Annotated in this window: 19 protein-coding genes and 1 riboswitch; of the genes, 15 read left to right on the top strand and 4 right to left on the bottom strand. The window is 66.9% G+C overall.

Annotated elements, in window-relative coordinates; all coding sequences use genetic code 11:
• Positions 1-97 precede the first annotated feature (97 nt).
• From ACSFCA_RS18760 to ACSFCA_RS18735, 6 genes are all read left to right on the top strand, one after another.
• Positions 98-511: a ribonuclease P protein component gene (locus ACSFCA_RS18760; RefSeq protein ID WP_093054974.1), complete on the top strand. Its 414-nt coding sequence runs from the start codon at positions 98-100 to the stop codon at positions 509-511.
• Positions 508-795: a membrane protein insertion efficiency factor YidD gene (gene yidD / locus ACSFCA_RS18755; RefSeq protein ID WP_093054976.1), complete on the top strand. Its 288-nt coding sequence runs from the start codon at positions 508-510 to the stop codon at positions 793-795. Before ACSFCA_RS18760 ends, yidD begins: the two co-directional genes overlap by 4 nt.
• A complete protein-coding gene (gene yidC / locus ACSFCA_RS18750; RefSeq protein ID WP_435460236.1) occupies positions 792-2,486 on the top strand; it encodes a membrane protein insertase YidC in 1,695 nt (564 codons plus the stop codon). Before yidD ends, yidC begins: the two co-directional genes overlap by 4 nt.
• A 69-nt stretch (positions 2,487-2,555) precedes the next feature.
• A complete protein-coding gene (gene mnmE / locus ACSFCA_RS18745; RefSeq protein WP_435460237.1) occupies positions 2,556-3,962 on the top strand; it encodes a tRNA uridine-5-carboxymethylaminomethyl(34) synthesis GTPase MnmE in 1,407 nt (468 codons plus the stop codon).
• Between the two features lie 88 nt (positions 3,963-4,050).
• The gene (locus ACSFCA_RS18740; protein ID WP_093054982.1) at positions 4,051-4,512 is read left to right on the top strand and encodes a Crp/Fnr family transcriptional regulator; all 462 of its coding nucleotides are present in this window, start codon (positions 4,051-4,053) and stop codon (positions 4,510-4,512) included.
• A gap of 95 nt (positions 4,513-4,607) precedes the next feature.
• The gene (locus ACSFCA_RS18735; RefSeq protein WP_435460238.1) at positions 4,608-5,567 is read left to right on the top strand and encodes a zinc ribbon domain-containing protein; all 960 of its coding nucleotides are present in this window, start codon (positions 4,608-4,610) and stop codon (positions 5,565-5,567) included.
• A gap of 33 nt (positions 5,568-5,600) precedes the next feature.
• Here the strand turns inward: ACSFCA_RS18735 and ACSFCA_RS18730 are convergent, their stop codons facing one another.
• Complete coding sequence (locus tag ACSFCA_RS18730) at positions 5,601-7,589, bottom strand: monovalent cation:proton antiporter family protein (protein ID WP_258352084.1); 1,989 nt, start codon at positions 7,587-7,589, stop codon at positions 5,601-5,603.
• 86 nt (positions 7,590-7,675) lie between these two features.
• Between ACSFCA_RS18730 and ACSFCA_RS18725 the strand changes: the two genes are divergently transcribed.
• The 4 genes from ACSFCA_RS18725 to ACSFCA_RS18710 are packed head-to-tail and all read left to right on the top strand — an operon-like array spanning position 7,676 to position 10,682.
• Positions 7,676-8,677: a KpsF/GutQ family sugar-phosphate isomerase gene (locus tag ACSFCA_RS18725; protein WP_093054988.1), complete on the top strand. Its 1,002-nt coding sequence runs from the start codon at positions 7,676-7,678 to the stop codon at positions 8,675-8,677.
• A complete protein-coding gene (locus ACSFCA_RS18720; protein WP_258352086.1) occupies positions 8,677-9,225 on the top strand; it encodes a KdsC family phosphatase in 549 nt (182 codons plus the stop codon). Before ACSFCA_RS18725 ends, ACSFCA_RS18720 begins: the two co-directional genes overlap by 1 nt.
• Positions 9,222-9,884: an LPS export ABC transporter periplasmic protein LptC gene (gene lptC / locus ACSFCA_RS18715; protein ID WP_258352087.1), complete on the top strand. Its 663-nt coding sequence runs from the start codon at positions 9,222-9,224 to the stop codon at positions 9,882-9,884. Before ACSFCA_RS18720 ends, lptC begins: the two co-directional genes overlap by 4 nt.
• Positions 9,885-9,899: 15 nt before the next feature.
• The gene (locus ACSFCA_RS18710) at positions 9,900-10,682 is read left to right on the top strand and encodes an SDR family oxidoreductase (protein WP_435460239.1); all 783 of its coding nucleotides are present in this window, start codon (positions 9,900-9,902) and stop codon (positions 10,680-10,682) included.
• A gap of 78 nt (positions 10,683-10,760) precedes the next feature.
• On the opposite strand, the gene ACSFCA_RS18705 is transcribed toward ACSFCA_RS18710, so the two are convergent.
• Positions 10,761-11,315: an RNA recognition motif domain-containing protein gene (locus ACSFCA_RS18705; RefSeq protein WP_435460240.1), complete on the bottom strand. Its 555-nt coding sequence runs from the start codon at positions 11,313-11,315 to the stop codon at positions 10,761-10,763.
• Positions 11,316-11,576: 261 nt separating this feature from the next.
• Positions 11,577-11,764: riboswitch (yybP-ykoY riboswitch) on the top strand.
• 9 nt (positions 11,765-11,773) lie between these two features.
• Here ACSFCA_RS18705 and ACSFCA_RS18700 point away from each other — a divergent pair.
• The 4 genes from ACSFCA_RS18700 (at position 11,774) to ACSFCA_RS18685 (ending at position 14,825) form a co-directional block, all read left to right on the top strand.
• Positions 11,774-12,337 (top strand): TMEM165/GDT1 family protein, encoded by a 564-nt coding sequence (locus ACSFCA_RS18700; RefSeq protein WP_258352090.1) that lies wholly within the window; start codon positions 11,774-11,776, stop codon positions 12,335-12,337.
• A 127-nt stretch (positions 12,338-12,464) separates the two neighbouring features.
• A complete protein-coding gene (gene metX, locus ACSFCA_RS18695; RefSeq protein ID WP_435460241.1) occupies positions 12,465-13,625 on the top strand; it encodes a homoserine O-succinyltransferase MetX in 1,161 nt (386 codons plus the stop codon).
• On the top strand, positions 13,622-14,212 hold the full coding sequence (gene metW / locus ACSFCA_RS18690) for a methionine biosynthesis protein MetW (protein WP_093055000.1): 591 nt from the start codon (positions 13,622-13,624) through the stop codon (positions 14,210-14,212). The genes metX and metW overlap by 4 nt, the downstream gene beginning before the upstream one ends.
• Positions 14,213-14,237: 25 nt before the next feature.
• Positions 14,238-14,825, top strand: a complete 588-nt coding sequence (locus ACSFCA_RS18685; RefSeq protein ID WP_435460242.1) for an IMPACT family protein — start codon at positions 14,238-14,240, stop codon at positions 14,823-14,825.
• On the opposite strand, the gene ACSFCA_RS18680 is transcribed toward ACSFCA_RS18685, so the two are convergent.
• A complete protein-coding gene (locus tag ACSFCA_RS18680; protein ID WP_435460243.1) occupies positions 14,770-15,699 on the bottom strand; it encodes an ion transporter in 930 nt (309 codons plus the stop codon). The two genes, ACSFCA_RS18685 and ACSFCA_RS18680, sit on opposite strands and share 56 nt — an antisense overlap.
• Positions 15,700-15,813: 114 nt before the next feature.
• Between ACSFCA_RS18680 and ACSFCA_RS18675 the strand changes: the two genes are divergently transcribed.
• Positions 15,814-16,341 carry a bactofilin family protein gene (locus ACSFCA_RS18675; protein WP_435460244.1) on the top strand — a complete coding sequence of 176 codons (528 nt, stop codon included), beginning with the start codon at positions 15,814-15,816 and terminating at the stop codon, positions 16,339-16,341.
• Between the two features lie 6 nt (positions 16,342-16,347).
• On the opposite strand, the gene ACSFCA_RS18670 is transcribed toward ACSFCA_RS18675, so the two are convergent.
• The gene (locus ACSFCA_RS18670) at positions 16,348-17,118 is read right to left on the bottom strand and encodes a DUF72 domain-containing protein (RefSeq protein WP_435460245.1); all 771 of its coding nucleotides are present in this window, start codon (positions 17,116-17,118) and stop codon (positions 16,348-16,350) included.
• Positions 17,119-17,129 lie beyond the last annotated feature (11 nt).

Genomic DNA, 17,129 nt, shown 5'->3' with positions numbered 1-17,129 from the left:
AGACCACCTGCCGTTGCCAGCAGCCGACACGTCAGCGCAGGCTCCCGCAGCCAGCGCTTCCGGTCCAACCGGCAATGACGTGCACAGCCCGGCTTCCATGCAGCGGCTCAAGACCCGCGCGCAATTCCAGGCCGTCCTCGCAGGTGCCACCGTGGCGCGCACTGCTCATTTCGCATTGCATCGCTGTGCGCTCGATCTCGCATCGAGCGCGCAGCCGTTGTTCGCGTCCGACGATGTCTGGCTGGGTGCCATGGTGCCCAAGCGCTGGGCGCGTCGTGCTGTCACGCGCAATGCCATCAAGCGTCAGATCTACGCCGTGAGTGCTGCTCCCGGCGTCGCCTTGCCGCGTGCTGCGCACGTGGTGCGCCTGCGCGCCGGTTTCGACCGCAAGGAATTCGTGAGCGCCACCTCGGACAAGCTCAAGGCCGCCGTGCGCGCCGAGCTCCAGCAACTGCTGGCGCGGGCTGCGCGCACTCCCGCGGCGCCTGCGGCACCTTCTTCTTCGCCATGAAACGCCTGCTGATCGGCCTCGTGAAGGCCTACCGTCTGCTGCTGAGCCCCTGGCTCGGCCAGTCGTGCCGCTTCACGCCGACCTGCTCCGTGTATTCGATCGAGGCGCTCGAGGTGCATGGCGCGCTCAAGGGCAGCTACCTGACTCTGCACCGCATCGCGCGCTGCCAGCCCTGGTGCCAGGGCGGCCACGATCCGGTTCCACCGAAATCACAGCGTCGCACTGACAAGTCAGGATCGCTGTTTTCGTCTCTTCTCTCCTCCGACAAGAAGTCTTCGTCATGAACGATATCCGCCGCACGATACTGTGGGTGATTTTTGGGTTCTCGCTGGTGCTGCTGTGGGACCAATGGCAGGTCTTCAACGGCAACAAGCCGACCTTCCTGCCGTCGACCAAGCCGGCCGCCACGGCCGCAGCTCCGGCCAACGCACCTGCAGCCAGCAACAACGGCGTGCCGACCGCATCCGGCACCAGCGGCAACGCAGGCGCCGTGCCCACGCAAGCCGCCGCGGCCGCGCCGCGCGAGCAGGTCAGCGTGACCACCGACCTGTTCAAGGCAACCATCGACAGCGAAGGCGCCACGGTCAACCACCTCGAGCTGCTGAAGTACGACGAAGCCGACCGCACCAAGCATGTGGTGCTGTTCGAAAACGGCTCGCCCGCCACCCGCTACGTCGCGCAGACCGGCCTGCTGAACCAGGTCGACACCGGTGAGCGCTTTCCCAACCACCTGACGCCGATGACGCCGAAGGCCGGTCCGCGCGAAATGGCCGATGGCCAGAACACGCTGGAAGTGGGCTTCGAAAGCGCCCCCGTCGGCGGCCTGAAGTACATCAAGACCTACGTATTCCACCGCGGCGACTACACCATCGGCGTGCGCCACGAAGTCGTCAACGTGAGCGACCAGCCGCGCGACGCGCAGCTCTACATGCAGCTGCTGCGCCACGGCACTGTGGCCGCCAGCACGATGTTCGGCACCAACACCTTCACCGGTCCGGCCGCGTACACCAACGAGAAGAAGTTCCACAAGCTCGATTTCAAGGACATCGCCAAGGGCAAGATCGAGCCGCCTCCGCCGGCCAACGACGGCTGGATCGCGATGGTGCAGCATTACTTCGTGTCGGCCTGGCTGCTCAAGGGCGACCCGGCCAGCGAACAGCTGCGCCGCGAGTTCCGCGTGAAGGACCTGGGCGACAACCTCTTCACCGTTGCCATGGTGGCCACGCTGCCGAAGATCGCCCCGGGCGCCACGCAGGTCGTGAACAGCGCGCTGTTCGCCGGTCCCGAAGAAGAAAAGAAGCTCGAAGCCATCGCCCCCGGCCTGGACCTGGTGAAGGACTACGGCATCTTCGCGATCATTTCCAAGCCGCTGTACTGGCTGCTGAACCAGCTGCACGGCATCCTGGGCAACTGGGGCTGGTCGATCGTCGCGCTGGTGGTGCTGCTGAAGGCGGCCTTCTACTGGCTCAACGCCAAGGCATACGCCAGCATGGCCAAGATGAAGGCCATCAACCCGAAGATCATGGAAATGCGCGAGCGGCTGAAGGACAAGCCGCAGGAAATGCAGCAGGAAATGATGCGGATCTACAAGACCGAAAAGGTCAATCCGATGGGCGGCTGCTTCCCCATCGTGATCCAGATCCCGGTGTTCATCGCGCTCTATTGGGTGCTGCTGTCGTCGGTCGAAATGCGTCACGCACCGTGGATCGGCTGGATCACCGACCTGTCGGCACCGGACCCCTGGTACATCCTGCCGGTCGTGATGACGGCCACCTCGCTGTTCCAGACCTGGCTCAACCCGACGCCGCCCGATCCGATGCAGGCCAAGCTGATGTGGATCATGCCGCTCGCGTTCAGCGTGATGTTCATCTTCTTCCCGGCCGGCCTGGTGCTGTACTGGATCACGAACAATGTGCTGTCGATCGCGCAGCAGTGGTTCATCAACAAGCGACTGGGCGTGCTCGGCACGAAGTAGCCGCATACCACCCCAGCCATCCCACGAAGGGCCGCGTCAGCGGCCCTTTTTGCTGAAAGAATCCGCCCCATGCTCGCCCGTACCACCGACCCCATCGTCGCCATCGCTACTGCCTCGGGGCGCGGGGCGGTCGGCATCGTGCGGGTGTCGGGCGCAAAGCTGACGCCGTTGATCGACGCCCTGTGCGGCCGCGCGCTCAAGCCGCGCGAGGCCACATATCTGCCGTTCCGCGATGCGGACGGCGAGCCGGTCGACCACGGCCTTGCCATTCACTTTCCCTCGCCGAACTCCTTCACTGGTGAGGACGTGCTCGAACTGCAGGCCCATGGCGGCGCGGTCGTGCTTCAGCTGCTTCTGGCGCGCTGCCTCGAAGCAGCGGCCGAGCCCGATCCTGTCACCGGCCGCCCCCGCCTGCCCGGCCTGCGGGTGGCCGAGCCCGGCGAGTTCAGCCAGCGGGCGTTTCTCAACGGCAAGATCGATTTAGCGCAGGCCGAGGCCATCGCCGACCTGATCGACGCCAGCACCGAGGCGGCCGCCCGCAGCGCCGGACGCTCGTTGTCGGGCGCGTTCTCGCGCGAGATCCACACGCTGCGCGACGCGCTGATCCACCTGCGCATGCTGGTGGAGGCCACGCTCGACTTTCCGGAAGAGGAAATCGACTTCCTGCAAAAGGCCGATGCCACCGGGCAGCTGGCAAGGCTGCAGTCGCAACTCGCCGCGGTGCAACAGCGCGCGCGCCAGGGCGCACTGCTGCGCGAGGGCATCAAGGTCGTGATCGCGGGCCAGCCCAACGCGGGCAAGAGTTCGCTGCTCAACGCGCTGGCCGGCGCCGAGCTGGCCATCGTGAGCGCGGTGGCGGGCACTACGCGCGACGTGGTCTCGCAGACCATCCAGATCCACGGCGTGCCGCTGCACGTGGCCGACACCGCCGGCTTGCGCGAAAGCAGCGACGAGGTCGAGCAGATCGGCGTGGCGCGTGCCTGGGACCAGATCGAAAGCGCCGATGCCGTGCTGTTCCTGCACGACCTGACGCGTGCGCACCTGGACGACTACGCCGCCGCCGATGCGGAGATTCTGGCCGGCCTGCAACAGAAGCTGCCCGCGAGCGTGCCGGTGCTCGATGTCTGGAACAAGCAGGACGCGGCGCCCGCCACCAGCCCCGAACAAGGCATCGCCCTGTCCGCCAAGACCGGCCTGGGCATCGAGGCCCTGCGCGAACAGCTGCTGGCCATGGCCGGCTGGCAGGCCGTGCCCGAGGGCGTGTACCTCGCGCGGGCGCGTCACGTGCAGGCGCTGGCCCGGGTCGGAACGCACCTGGCGCTGGCCGCCAGCCACCTGGCGGCGCAGGCCCAGCTGCTCGATCTGCTGGCCGAAGAGCTGCGGCTGGCGCAGAACGCCCTGAACGAGATCACCGGCGAATTCGGCGCGGACGACCTGCTGGGGGTCATCTTTTCGCGCTTCTGCATTGGTAAATAGCTACAAGCGACCTGAAAAACGTAAACAGTTGTAGCCGAACCTTGCGGCCATCGCGGATACTTCGGCTCACATCGGGGGCCGAAGAAACATGTCAATCCAGAACCTGAGCCGCGCCATCGCGGAGAACATGAGCACCGACGCGTTTGCGTTGACGTTCAATGTCCAGCAGTGGGAAACGCTGGCGGGCTATCTGCAGCCCATCGATGCCGGCGTCGGTGACATATTGATCGAGCAGGGCACGCCCGACCGTTCGGTGTTCTTCATCGAGAGCGGCGCCATCAGCGTGCACCGCGTCAGCAGCAAGGAGCAGATGCGGCTGGCCGTGCTCACGCCCGGCTCGGTGGTCGGCGAAGGCTCGTTCTTCTCGCGGCAGCCGCATTCGGCCAATGTTGTGGTCACGGGTGCGGGCCGCGTGTGGCGGCTCACGGCGATCCGCTTTGCGGAAATGTCGAACCGCCAGCCCAACATGGCGCTGGAGATCGCGATGGCGCTCGGCGCCGTGATCGCCAAGCGCATGGCGCACCGCTCCAAGCGCGTCGCCGTGACCTGACGAAACCCCGATCGCCCACCCACCACCGGATAGTCGACCAGCAAGCCAGTTTCCGTTCTGGACCCCGAGAGTAGAGAGTAGTCAGCAAGTAAGCCATGGCCTTGATCTGTCCGGTCTGCAGCACGGAAAACCGTGACGGCGCGAATTTCTGCAGGAGTTGCGGCGTCAAGCTGTCGGCCGCGGGAGACCGGATTCCGCCGCCGCCGAGCCCCGAACGCGAATGGGCCACCACCGCGCCCGCCCAGTTGCGCGCGCCGACCATTCCGGCGCCGCTGTTCGATCCGGACGAGCCGCCGCCGCCCGCGCGCTCGTCGTTCTTCAGCCGGACGCCCGCCGCGCGGCAGAACGACGAACACGCACAGACCGTGTTGATGGTGCACGACGACGGGTTGCCGCGCTCGCCTGCGCCGCCCGCTGCGTCGCCGGGGCTGGAGTCGACCTGGGCCTCGAAGCCCGAAATGAAGAAGAGACGCCGGATCAAAGTCCGGCAGTCCGTGCCGGTCGACCGTCCGCCGCGCGGGCGCGTGATCCTGCTGTGGCTCGGCCTGCTGGTGGTCGCGATGGCGATGATCGTCGCGGGCTGGTATGGCTACGGAACGCGCAAGGCGCCTGCCGCCGCCGAAGGTGCCGCATCGGCCGTCGAGACTCCCGCAGCCCCGCCGCTGCCGCCGCCGACCGAGTCGTCACCGCCTGTAGCGCCCGCGGCGCCAGCGGACCCCCAGCCCATCGAGCCAGCCGAGACGCCGCCTGCTGCGGAAGCCGCACCGGCACCGAAGCCCGTTGCCAAGCCGCGCAAGCAGGCAACCGCCGCCGCCGTGCAGCCGTCGAACGCGCCCGAACCCGCTGCTCCGGTCGCCGCTCCCGCTCCGCCGCCGGCGCCCGCCGCCCCGGCCGAGCCTCAGGCCATGTGCGGCGACCGCAACTTCGTCGCCAAGGCGCAGTGCATGGCGGCCCAGTGCCTGAAGCCCGAGTTCAAGGCCCATGCGCAGTGCGAAGCGGTACGTCGTCAGCAGCGACTCGAAGAAGAAAAGCGCAACCCGAGCCTGATCAACTGATCGGTCGGGACCGAAGCGAAGGCTGCTGGATCGTCAGCCTTTTTGCAGCCGCTCCACGGCCATCGCCAGCGCGGCTGGCTTGCCGGACAGCACCAGCGTGTCGCCGTCCGACAGCACCGGGTTGTCGGCCAGCGCGCGCGGCTGGCCGTCTTGCCGGCGCAGGCTGGCGACGCGCACGCCCAGCGTGTGCAGCGCCACCTGTTCCAGCGTCTGGCCGACCGCACGTGCGCCGGCATTGAGGGTGAAGCTGTTGAGGCGCTCGTGGTCGATCTCGTCGGCGTTGTCGTCGTCGGCGCCGTGGAAGTAGCCGCGCAGCAGGTTGTAGCGGGCATCGCGCTGGTCCTGCACCACGCGGATCACGCGCCGCATCGGCACGCCGACCAGCGCCAGCGCATGGCTCGCGAGCATCAGCGAACCTTCGATGGCCTCGGGCACCACCTCCGTCGCGCCCGCGGCCTGCAGCTTTTCCAAGTCGTGGTCGTCCTGCGTGCGCACGATCACCGGCACGTGCGGCGCATGGGCGCGCGTGTTGGCCAGCACCTTCATCGCGCCCGGCACGTCGAGATAAGTGACGACCACGGCGCTGGCGCGCGCCAGGCCCGCGGCCATCAGGGCCTGCAGCCGCGCCGCGTCGCCGAACACCACCGAGTCGCCGGCGGCGGCGGCCTGGCGCACGCGATCGGGGTCGAGGTCGAGCGCCATGTACGGGATGCCCTCGCGTTCGAGGATGCGTGCCAGGTTCTGGCCGCAGCGCCCGTAGCCGCAGATGATCACGTGCTGCGCGGTGTTGATGGTCTTGCGCGCGATGCTCGTCATCTGCAGCGACTGCTGCAGCCAGTCGCTGGCCACGAGCTTTCGCACGATGGCATTGCTGTACATGATGATGAAAGGCGTGGCCAGCATCGACAGCACCATCGACGCCAGCACCGGGTTGGCCAGCCACGGCGGCAGCAGGCTGCGTTCCTGCGCCAGCGTCAGCAGCACGAAGCCGAATTCGCCCGCCTGCGCGAGGTACAGGCCGGTGCGCAGCGACACGCCCGAGGTGGCGCCGAGCACCCGCGCCAGCACCGTTACCAGCCCCAGCTTGAACGCCAGCGGCACCAGCAGCAGCACGCCCACCAGCAGCCAGCGCTCGACCACGATGTGCCAGTCGAGCGACATGCCCACGGTGATGAAGAACAGCCCCAGTAGCACGTCGTGGAAGGGGCGGATGTCGGTCTCGACCTGGTGCTTGTATTCGGTTTCCGACACCAGCATGCCCGCGATGAACGCGCCCAGCGCCAGGCTCAGGCCGGCCAGCTCGGTGAGCCAGGCCAGGCCCAGCGTGATCAGCAACACGTTCAGGATGAAGAGTTCTTCGCTGCGCCGCCGCGCCACCAGCGTGAGCCACCAGCGCATGATGCGCGGGCCGCCGTAGAGCAGCACGCCGATCAAAAAGCTCGCCTTCAGCAGCGCAAGGCCCAGCGCCTTGGCCAGAGCCTCGGGCGGCGCGCCCAGTGCGGGAATCAGCACCAGCAGCGGCACCACGGCCAAGTCTTGAAACAGCAGCACGCCCATCACGCGCTTGCCGTGCTCGCTCTCGAGCTCGAGCCGCTCGGCCATCAGCTTGACCACGATGGCCGTGCTGCTCATGGTGAGCGCGCCCGACAGCGCCAGCGCGGTCTGCCAGCCCAACTGCCATGTCGGGGGCAGCAGCAGCCGGGCGATCAGCAGCGCGCCGACCGTGGCGATGGACATCGTCAGCAGCACCTGCAGCAGGCCCAGCCCGAACACGTGCTTTCGCATCGCGCGCAGCTTCGGCAGGCTGAACTCCAACCCGATCACGAACATGAGGAACACCACGCCGAATTCGCCCAGGTGCTGGATGCCTTCGGTGTTCTGCGCCAGCGCGAAGGCGTGCGGCCCGATCAACACGCCAGCCGACAGATAGCCCAGCATCGGCGGCAGCTTGAGGGAGCGGCACGCCACCACGCCGATCACCGCGGCCAGGAGATACAACAGCGTGAGATCGAACGAAGACATAGGCGCCGATGCTAGAGCAATGTCCGTGCCCCGGGCTTCCCCGGGCCATGTGATCCCGGGCGCCGGCCGGCCCGTAAAATCCGCAGATGAGCTCCCGCCCCGTTCCGGCCCCAGTGGTCGACCCCGAAGCCATCCTTGCTCGGGCACGCCTCACCTTCGACATCGAAGCCGAAGCCGTCACCGGTCTGAAAGACCGCGTCGGCCCGAGCTTCGTCGATGCCGTGCGCAAGATCCTCGAAGTGCGCGGCCGCGTGGTCGTGATGGGCATGGGCAAGAGCGGCCACGTCGGCCGCAAGATCGCCGCCACCCTTGCCTCTACCGGAACGCCCGCGATGTTCGTGCACCCGGCGGAGGCCAGCCACGGCGACCTCGGCATGATCAAGGCGGTCGACCTGGTGCTGGCCATTTCCAACAGCGGCGAGGTCGACGAGCTCACCGTCATCCTGCCGGTCGTCAAGCGCCAGGGCGTGCCCCTGATCGCCATGACCGGCCGCCCCGAATCCACCCTCGCCCGCCATGCCGACATCGTGATCGACGCGGGCGTGTCAAAGGAAGCCTGCCCGCTCAACCTCGCCCCCACCGCCAGCACCACCGCTCAGATGGCGATGGGCGATGCGCTGGCCGTGGCGCTGCTCGACGCGCGCGGCTTCGGCTCGGAAGACTTCGCGCGCTCGCACCCGGGCGGCGCGCTCGGGCGCAAGCTGCTCACTCACGTGAGCGACGTCATGCGCTCGGGCGACGAAGTGCCGCGCGTGCCGCCGTCGGCCAACATCAGCGAGCTGATGCGCGCGATGAGCATCAAGGGCTTCGGCGCCGCCGCGGTGATCGAGCCCGACGGCCGCGCCTCGGGCATCTTCACCGACGGCGACCTGCGCCGGCTGATCGAAGCGGGCGCTGATTTGCGCAGCCCCAAGGCGGTCGACGTCATGCACCGCGACCCGCGCACCATCCGCGTCGACGCACTGGCGGTGGAAGCTGCCGAGCTGATGGAGCAATGCGGCATCACCCGCCTGTTCGTGATCGACGGCGCGGGGGTGATCGTCGGCGCGATCAACACCAACGACCTGATGCGCGCGAAGGTCATCTGATGCCGCTCGAGTTCCAGGCCGAGACCTTGCTCGCCGCGCAGGACGTGCGCATCGTTTTCTTCGACATCGACGGCGTGTTGACCGATGGCGGCGTGTACTTCACCGAGCACGGCGAAACGCTCAAGCGCTTCAGCATCCTCGATGGCTACGGCCTGAAGCTGCTGCGCAAGGCCGGCATCGTGCCGGCCGTGATCACGGGGCGCGATTCGAAGCCGCTGCGCGTGCGGCTCGAAGCGCTGGGCATCGAGCACGTGCGCTACGGCACCGAAGACAAGCTGCCCGCCGCGCAGGCCATGCTCGACCAACTCGGCTTTACGTGGGCGCAGGCCGCGGCCATCGGCGACGACTGGCCCGACCTGCCGGTGCTCACGCGCGTCGGCTTCGCGGCGGCGCCGGCCAATGCTCACGTGGAAGTGCGCGGCATTGCGCGCTACGTCACCCAGGCGCGCGGTGGCGAAGGCGCGGCGCGAGAGTTCTGCGACCTGCTGCTCACAGCCTGCGGCCAATACCGCGCGATGCTCGACGCTGCCCGAGGCCCGACCACATGAGCAATTTGAAACGCGCATGGGGCATGGTGCGCGAAGTCCTCGATCGCGCCACGATCTACCTGCCGATCATCCTCACGGCTGCCGTCGCGCTCGGCACCTACTGGCTGGTGCGCAACGCACCCAAGCTGCTGGAGCCCACGGCCAAGGTCGCGCCTACGCATGAGCCCGACTACTTCATGCGCGACTTCGTCATCAAGAACTTCCTGCCCAACGGCGACCTGCGCAGCGAACTGCATGGCGTCGAAGGCCGGCACTACCCCGACACCGACACCATCGAGATCGACAAGGTGCGCATGCGCAGCGTGTCGCCCGAGGGCCTGGTGACGCGCGGGTCGGCCGACCGCGGCCTGTCGAACTCCGACGGCAGCGAGGTCCAGTTGTTCGGCAATGCGATCGTCATTCGCGATCCTTCGGTGGGCCCGAACGGCAAGCCTGCGCCGCGCCTCGAGTTCCGCGGCGAGTTCCTGCACGCTTATGTCGACACCGAACGCGTCACGTCGAACAAGCCGGTCACGCTCATTCGCGGCACCGACCAGTTCACCGGCGACACGCTCGACTACGACAACCTGAGCGGCGTGGCCAATCTGAACGGCCGGGTGCGCGGCGTGCTGATTCCGTCGGCGGCTCCGGCCGCTCCTGCTCCCGCCAAGAAGCGCTGAAGAAGACACTCCTGCATGACCACGTCCCCGCTTGTCTTCATCACCGGCGCATCGAGCGGCATCGGCCAGGCGCTGGCCGCGAGCTTCTACGACGCGGGTTATCGCCTGGCACTGGTCGCCCGGCGCACGGGGGAGATCGAAGCGTGGGCGAGCGCCCGCCAGCTGAGCGCAGACCGCTACCGGATCTACAGCGCCGATGTGGCGCAGACCGACAGCATCGTCGCCGCCGGCAACGCCTGTATCGCGCAGCAGGGGCTACCCGATGTGGTGATCGCCAATGCCGGCATCAGCGTCGGCATCGACACGGCCGAGCGCTCCGACCTCGATGTGCTGGCGCAGACCTTCGCCACCAACAACGTCGGCTTGGCCGCCACCTTCCACCCGTTCGTGCAGGCAATGGTGCAGCGCGGCAGTGGGCGGCTGGTGGGCATCGGCAGCGTGGCGTCCATCCGCGGATTGCCGGGGCATGGCGCGTACTGCGCCAGCAAGGCCGGCGTGGTGGCGTACTGCGAGAGCCTGCGCGGCGAGCTGTTCAATAGCGGGGTCAAGGTCGTCACCCTCTGCCCGGGCTACATCGACACGCCGCTCACGCAGGGCAACCGGTACGGCATGCCTTTTCTCATGAAGGCGGAAGATTTTGCGGCCCAGGCACTGCGCGCCATCGAGGCCGGCACGAGCTACCGCGTGATTCCCTGGCAGATGGGCGTGATCGCCAAGATCATGCGCATGCTGCCCAACGCCGTGCTCGATCGGGCGGTGCAAGGGCGCGAACGCAAGAAGCGAAGCGGTGAAGCCTGAGCAACAAGCGCCGGGCGATCGCCCATTGAAAAAGGCTCCCGAGGGAGCCTTTTGTCTGTGTGCCTGGGAGCCCAGGGCTTAGTAGCCGCTGTTGCCGCCACCACCGTAGCCGCCGCCACCACCGCCGCCGGAGCGGCCACCGCCGCCACCGCCACGGGGACCGGCGCCGTAGGGGCTGCGGAAACCGCCGTCGCCACCACCACCGCCGCCACCGCTGCGGCCACCACCACCGCCGCCGTAGCCGCCGCCACCGCCGGAGCGGCCACCGCCACCACCACCGTAGCCGCCACCACCACCGCCGTAGCCTCCGCCACCACCGCCGCCATAACCACCACCGCCGCCGCCGCCGTAGCCGCCACCACCGCCGCTGCGCGGGGGACGTGCTTCCATCGGACGTGCTTCGTTGACGACGACGCTGCGGCCACCCAGGGGCTGGCCGTTCATGCCGTTGATTGCTGCTTGTGCTTCCGCGTCACTGCCCATCTCGACGAAGCCGAAGCCCTTCGAGCGGCCGGTGTCACGTTCCATCATGACCTTGGCGCTGGTCACTGCGCCGAACTGCCCGAAGGCCTGTTCGAGATCTCCGTCGCGCACCGAGTAAGGCAGGTTGCCGACGTACAGTTTGTTGCCCATCAAGGGACTCCTATAAACACATCAAGAAAAGCGATGGAGTCCCGAAAGCATCACTCAAACGAGAGCCGTCGAGTCGCGCGAAACTGACCGATCACCGAACTGCCCCCCGACCAAAATGAAGAGGGAGGCTCGTGCATTATGGGTGAAATATCCGAATTGCAAGCGGGAATTTGCGTCTTGAGGTAGCACCTGTCAAAACTATTGGAAAGCTAGTGCCTACTTGCATGTTTGGGCGAGGTCCTTGGCGCTACATGTAGAATTCGCCCCGTCATTGGGGAGTAGCCGCCTTCCGATTTGCGAGAAGGGCCCGCGTCAACAGACTTGTCCTGCCCCACACAGGACATGGCGCGTGCAGTGAACACACCTGGCGAGACCTTTGACCGTGCAACTTCGGGAATATGGCCGAAGGTGTTGCACGGTCAATTGCGTCCTTCGGCCCAAGGAACCCCACGTTCATCATGGAAGCTTTTCTCGTTGCAACCGGCGTAGTTGCGCTCGCCGAAATGGGCGACAAGACCCAACTCCTGGCCCTCTTGCTCGCTGCCCGTTTCAGGAAACCCTGGCCCATCGTCCTGGGCATCTTCGCCGCCACCATCATCAACCACGCGCTGGCGGGTGCCGTCGGCAACTACATCACGCGTTGGCTCGGGCCCGAGGTGCTGCGCTGGATCCTGGGCGGCTCGTTCATCGCGATGGCCGCCTGGATGCTGATTCCAGACAAGCTCGACGACGACGATGCCCCGGGCGCGTCGAAGTTCGGCGTCTTCGGCACCACGGTGATCGCGTTCTTCCTCGCCGAGATGGGCGACAAGACCCAGATCGCCACCGTCATGCTGGCCGCCCGCTTCACGCACGACTACTTCTGGGTGGTCGCAGGCACCACGCTGGGCATGATGCTGGCCAACGCGCCGGTGGTGTGGCTCGGCGAGAAGATCGTGCGGCGCGTGCCGATCAAGCTCGTGCATGCCATCTCCGCCGCGATCTTCCTGGTGCTCGGCATCATCATGATCATCGGCTGGTAGTTATCCGACGGGGCGATATACTGCCCCTTGCGCCGATTTGCTTCAGCTTGCGGGCGCTTTATAAATTCAGCTAAAGACAGGCGCGGCAGACCCGGCTCGTTTTTGGCGAGGCCGGGTTTTTTCATTCATGTCGTCGTCACCACCTTTGGTCGTCACCTCGCAGTCGATGCAGTTCGCAGGCCCGCTGGCCCTGCGTAGCGGCACGTCGATCAGCGACTACACGCTCGCCTACGAAACCTACGGCACCCTGAACGCCGATCGCAGCAACGCTGTGCTGGTGTGCCATGCGCTCAATGCCTCGCACCACGTGGCCGGTGTCTACCAGGGCCAGGCCCGCTCCGAGGGCTGGTGGGACAACATGGTGGGCCCCGGCAAGCCTGTCGACACTGACCACTTCTTCGTCATCGGCGTCAACAACCTCGGCTCCTGCTTCGGCTCGACCGGCCCGATGCACATCAACCCCGCCACCGGACGCGTCTACGGCGCCGACTTCCCGGTGGTCACCGTCGAAGACTGGGTCGACGCGCAGGCCGCGCTGCTCGACGCACTCGGCATCCAGACGCTCGCGGCCGTCATGGGCGGCAGCCTCGGCGGCATGCAGGCGCTGTCGTGGACGCTGCAATACCCCAGCCGCGTGCTCCACGCCGTAGTGGTGGCCAGCGCGCCCAACCTCACGGCCGAGAACATCGCCTTCAACGAAGTCGCGCGCCGCGCCATCGTGACCGACCCTGACTTCCACGGCGGCCACTTCTACGAACACGGCGTGATCCCGAAGCGCGGCCTGCGCATCGCGCGAATGATCGGCCACATCACCTACCTCAGCGACGACGTGATGAACGAGAAGTTCGGCCGCATCCTGCGCAGCGCCGTCGAGGGCGAGGTGGCGGGGCTCGACTACCGCTACTCCACGCAGGACGTCGAGTTCCAGATCGAAAGCTACCTGCGCTACCAGGGCGACAAGTTCAGCGAGTACTTCGACGCCAACACCTACCTGCTGATCACCCGCGCGCTCGACTACTTCGACCCCGCGCGCAGCCACGGCGGCAAGCTCAGCACCGCGCTGGCCCAGGCCACGGCCAAGTTCCTGCTCGTGAGCTTCAAGACCGACTGGCGCTTCTCGCCCGCGCGCAGCCGCGAACTCGTGAAGGCGCTGCTCGACAACCGCCGCAACGTGAGTTACGCCGAGATCGACGCGCCGCACGGCCACGATGCCTTCCTGCTCGACGACGTGCGCTACATGGGCGTGGTGCGCTCGTACTTCGAACGCGTCGCGAAGGAGTTCCAATGAGCGACCTCGAACATCAACGATTGATTGCAGAGCTCGTGCCCCAAGGCTCGCGCGTGCTCGACCTCGGCTGCGGCGACGGCGCCCTGCTCGACCTGCTGCAGCGCGAGCGCGGCTGCACCGGCTATGGCGTGGAGATCGCCGACGGCAACGTGCTGCAGTGCATTCGCCGCGGCGTCGACGTGATCCAGCTCAATCTCGACGAAGGCCTGGCGATGTTCGACGACGCCTCCTTCGACGTGGTGCTGCAGATCGACACGCTTCAGCACCTGCGCAATGCCGAAGTGATGCTGCGCGAGACCGCGCGCGTCGGCCGCATCGGCGTTGTCGCCTTTCCCAACTTCGCGCACTGGCCCAACCGCCTGAGCGTGGCGCGCGGACGCATGCCTGTGACGCGCCGCCTGCCCTACCAGTGGTACGACACGCCCAACATCCGCGTCGGCACCTTCAAGGACTTCGAGGTGCTGGCCGGCAAGAACAACCTGCGCGTGCTCGACGCCTTCGGCCTGCAGGATGGGCGCGACGTGCGCTGGCTGCCCAACGCGCGCGCCAGCACGGCGGTCTTCAAGTTCGAGCGCGGCGGCGGCTGAGCCCCGCGCAACGCACCACCACCGGATGAGCTTCACGCTTGCACAGCCGGTTCACAGCGAGCTGCTCATCAAGAAGAGCCGCTTCATCGGCTGCGTGCAACCGGTGGCCGACCGCGCGGCCGCGCTGGCAGTGGTCGCCTCGCTGCGCGCCGAGCACCCCGCGGCCGCGCACGTCTGCTGGGCCCTGATGGCCGGCGGCCAGTCGGCCGCGAACGACGATGGCGAGCCCGGCGGCACGGCCGGCCGGCCGATGCTGGAAGTGCTGCGCCACCAGCAGGTCGAAGGCGCGCTCGCGACCGTGGTGCGCTACTTCGGCGGCGTGAAACTGGGTGCGGGCGGCCTCGTGCGGGCCTACACCGATGCGGTCGCGCAGGCCCTGCTCGGCGCCACGCTCGTGCCGCTGGTGCGCCAGCGCAGCCTCGGTTGCTCGGTGCCCTACGCGCTCGAAGGACTGGTGCGGCGCGAACTCGCCGCCGCTGGCGCGGTGCTCGACGATGTGCAGCACGGCGACGACGTGGCCTTCGCCTTCTCGCTCCCCGAACCCGACGCCGATGCCTTCATCGCCCGTCTCGACGATGCTGCGCAAGGGCGCGTCGTCTGGCCGAAGGCGTAACGCGCTTCGACGGCACCGCAGGCGCGGGCGCCGTCATCGCGAGAATGCCGCGCGACGCCACCGGCATCGCCTCGTCGTCGGGCCCGCGCCGCGCCATCTCCGCAGTCACGATGCCGGTCGGCACCGCGAGCACGCCCCAGCCCAGCAGCATCATCACCGAGGCGATCGCACGGCCCAGGTCGGTCTTGGGCACGAGGTCGCCGAAGCCCACCGTGGCCATCGTCGAGATGGCCCAGTAGATCGCCACCGGAATGCTCGTGAAGCCGTGCACCGGCCCCTCGACCACGTACATCAGCGTGCCCATCACCAGCACCACCAGCATCACGAAGCCGACGAACACAGTGATCTTGCGCCGGCTCGATGCCACGGCAGACACCAGCGCGCGGTACTCCACCGAGTAGCGCGATAGTTTGAAGATGCGGAACACACGCAACAACCGCAGGATGCGCACGTCGATCAGGTACGCCATCTCGGGCGCGAAGGCCACCAGAAAGGTCGGCAGCAGCGCGAGCAGGTCGATCACGCCGTAGAAGCTCAGCGCATAGCGCAGTGGCTTGTTCACGCAGCACAGCCGCGCGATGTACTCCAGCGTGAAGAGAATGGTGAACACCCATTCGAGCGCATTGAACAGCGGCCGCCACTGCTCGCGGATCGACTGCACGCTGTCGAGGATCACCACCAGCACGCTGGTGACGATGACCGCGATCAGCGCCAGGTCGAACCACAAGCCCGCGCGCGTATCGGCCTCGAAGATCACCGTGAACAGCGTGCGCCGCCAGCCGTGCGCGGGCTTGTCGAAGCGCGAGTCGGTAGCCGACGAGATGGCGCGCGAGGGGTGCGTGGCGGAAGGAGTTTCGGAGTTCGGAAGGCTCATGACGCCGCATTGTCATGTCCACAGTCGATTTATTCAGTTACGCTTCTTGCGCAATGAAGTGCCGCAGGCCATGAGTGCGTTCTTACGATAGTCCCTTTCTTGAGGAGCTCCCCTTTGGCTACACAGTCCCCCTTCTTCGGCAAGCGTGATCGTGACACCGACTCGTTGACATCCCGCCCCGCACCGCTCGTCGGTTCGGGCACCAATCTCTCCGGAACCCCCGTCAATCCCTCGTCGCTGACCGCACAGCAAGGCGGCCTGAACCCCGCTGCTGCAACAGCATCTGCAGCCGCCAAGGAAGGCGGCAGCAAGCTCACCGTCGGCCCGAACATCAAGCTCAAGGGCGTGGAGATCACCGACTGCGACACGCTCGTGGTCGAAGGCCTCGTCGAGGCCACCATGGACTCGCGCCTGATGCAGATCGCCGAGCAGGGCGAGTTCAAGGGCTCGGCCGAAATCGACATCGCCGAAATCCGCGGCGTATTCGACGGCAGCCTCACGGTGCGTGAAAAGCTCGTGATCCACTCGACCGGCAAGGTCACCGGCAAGATCCGCTACGGCAAGATCGTGATCGAGGAAGGCGGCCAGCTTTCCGGCGAAATCAGCTTCGGCGCCAAGCCGTCGCTGCACTCCGCAGCCTGAAGCCCGTCAAGCTTTCGGCGGGGTCCACCCAAAGCGCTCCAGCAGGGCACCGGCCGCGGCCGGTGCCTTTTCTTTGGCGCCATTGATGAAGTAGACAAACACGTCGCGCTTCTTCGGCGACACGGCCCAGCCCTGCGCGCGCTCGGCCCAGGTGTCCAGCGCCTTCGGCGCGTAGCCGGTCTTGAGCTTGGCGTCGGCCATCATGAGCCGCGCATAGGCGAAATCGCCTTCGGGCTCCTCGAAGGACGGAAACTTGTCGGCGTCGGTGAACACGGTCGACACCTTGTGCTTCTTCGCGAGTGCCTTGTACGCGGGCACCATGAAGCTCTCGTGCCGCACGTCCATCACGTGCCGCAGCACGCGGCTGCCCTCCTTCTTCGGCAGCAGCGCGAGAAAGGCCTCGAAGTCTTCCGCATCGAACTGCTTGGTCGGCATGAACTGCCACACGATAGGCCCCAGCTTGTCGCCGAGCTCGGCCACGCCGCTGTCGATGAAGCGCTTGATCGAATCGCCCGCGCCCGACAGCAGCTTGCGGTTGGTCGCGAAGCGCGAGGCCTTGAGCGAGAACATGAAGTCGGCCGGCGTGTCGTCGTGCCACTTCCTGAAGGTCTCGGGCTTGAAGGTGCTGTAGTAGGTGCCGTTGATCTCGATGGCGCTGACCTTGCGGCTCGCATAGTTCAGCTCCTTCGCGTGCGCGAGCCCCTTGGGATAGAAGTTGTCGCGCCAGGGTTCGTAGGTCCAGCCACCTATGCCCACCTTGATGTTTGCCTTGCTCACATGGCCCTCCG

This window comes from Variovorax multivorans (assembly GCF_051216835.1).
In the GTDB taxonomy this organism is placed as follows: domain Bacteria; phylum Pseudomonadota; class Gammaproteobacteria; order Burkholderiales; family Burkholderiaceae_C; genus Variovorax.
The sequence above is the reverse complement of the archived record's forward strand: the minus strand, read 5'-3'. Positions and strand labels throughout refer to the sequence as shown.

Bases quoted from the DNA above. Each gene is read 5' to 3' on its own strand.
- ACSFCA_RS18760 (WP_093054974.1), top strand. From the start codon at position 98: ATGCAGCGGCTCAAGACCCGCGCGCAATTCCAGGCCGTCCTCGCAGGT.
- yidD (WP_093054976.1), top strand. From the start codon at position 508: ATGAAACGCCTGCTGATCGGCCTCGTGAAGGCCTACCGTCTGCTGCTG.
- yidC (WP_435460236.1), top strand. From the start codon at position 792: ATGAACGATATCCGCCGCACGATACTGTGGGTGATTTTTGGGTTCTCG.
- mnmE (WP_435460237.1), top strand. From the start codon at position 2,556: ATGCTCGCCCGTACCACCGACCCCATCGTCGCCATCGCTACTGCCTCG.
- ACSFCA_RS18740 (WP_093054982.1), top strand. From the start codon at position 4,051: ATGTCAATCCAGAACCTGAGCCGCGCCATCGCGGAGAACATGAGCACC.
- ACSFCA_RS18735 (WP_435460238.1), top strand. From the start codon at position 4,608: ATGGCCTTGATCTGTCCGGTCTGCAGCACGGAAAACCGTGACGGCGCG.
- ACSFCA_RS18730 (WP_258352084.1), bottom strand. From the start codon at position 7,589: ATGTCTTCGTTCGATCTCACGCTGTTGTATCTCCTGGCCGCGGTGATC.
- ACSFCA_RS18725 (WP_093054988.1), top strand. From the start codon at position 7,676: ATGAGCTCCCGCCCCGTTCCGGCCCCAGTGGTCGACCCCGAAGCCATC.
- ACSFCA_RS18720 (WP_258352086.1), top strand. From the start codon at position 8,677: ATGCCGCTCGAGTTCCAGGCCGAGACCTTGCTCGCCGCGCAGGACGTG.
- lptC (WP_258352087.1), top strand. From the start codon at position 9,222: ATGAGCAATTTGAAACGCGCATGGGGCATGGTGCGCGAAGTCCTCGAT.
- ACSFCA_RS18710 (WP_435460239.1), top strand. From the start codon at position 9,900: ATGACCACGTCCCCGCTTGTCTTCATCACCGGCGCATCGAGCGGCATC.
- ACSFCA_RS18705 (WP_435460240.1), bottom strand. From the start codon at position 11,315: ATGGGCAACAAACTGTACGTCGGCAACCTGCCTTACTCGGTGCGCGAC.
- ACSFCA_RS18700 (WP_258352090.1), top strand. From the start codon at position 11,774: ATGGAAGCTTTTCTCGTTGCAACCGGCGTAGTTGCGCTCGCCGAAATG.
- metX (WP_435460241.1), top strand. From the start codon at position 12,465: ATGTCGTCGTCACCACCTTTGGTCGTCACCTCGCAGTCGATGCAGTTC.
- metW (WP_093055000.1), top strand. From the start codon at position 13,622: ATGAGCGACCTCGAACATCAACGATTGATTGCAGAGCTCGTGCCCCAA.
- ACSFCA_RS18685 (WP_435460242.1), top strand. From the start codon at position 14,238: ATGAGCTTCACGCTTGCACAGCCGGTTCACAGCGAGCTGCTCATCAAG.
- ACSFCA_RS18680 (WP_435460243.1), bottom strand. From the start codon at position 15,699: ATGAGCCTTCCGAACTCCGAAACTCCTTCCGCCACGCACCCCTCGCGC.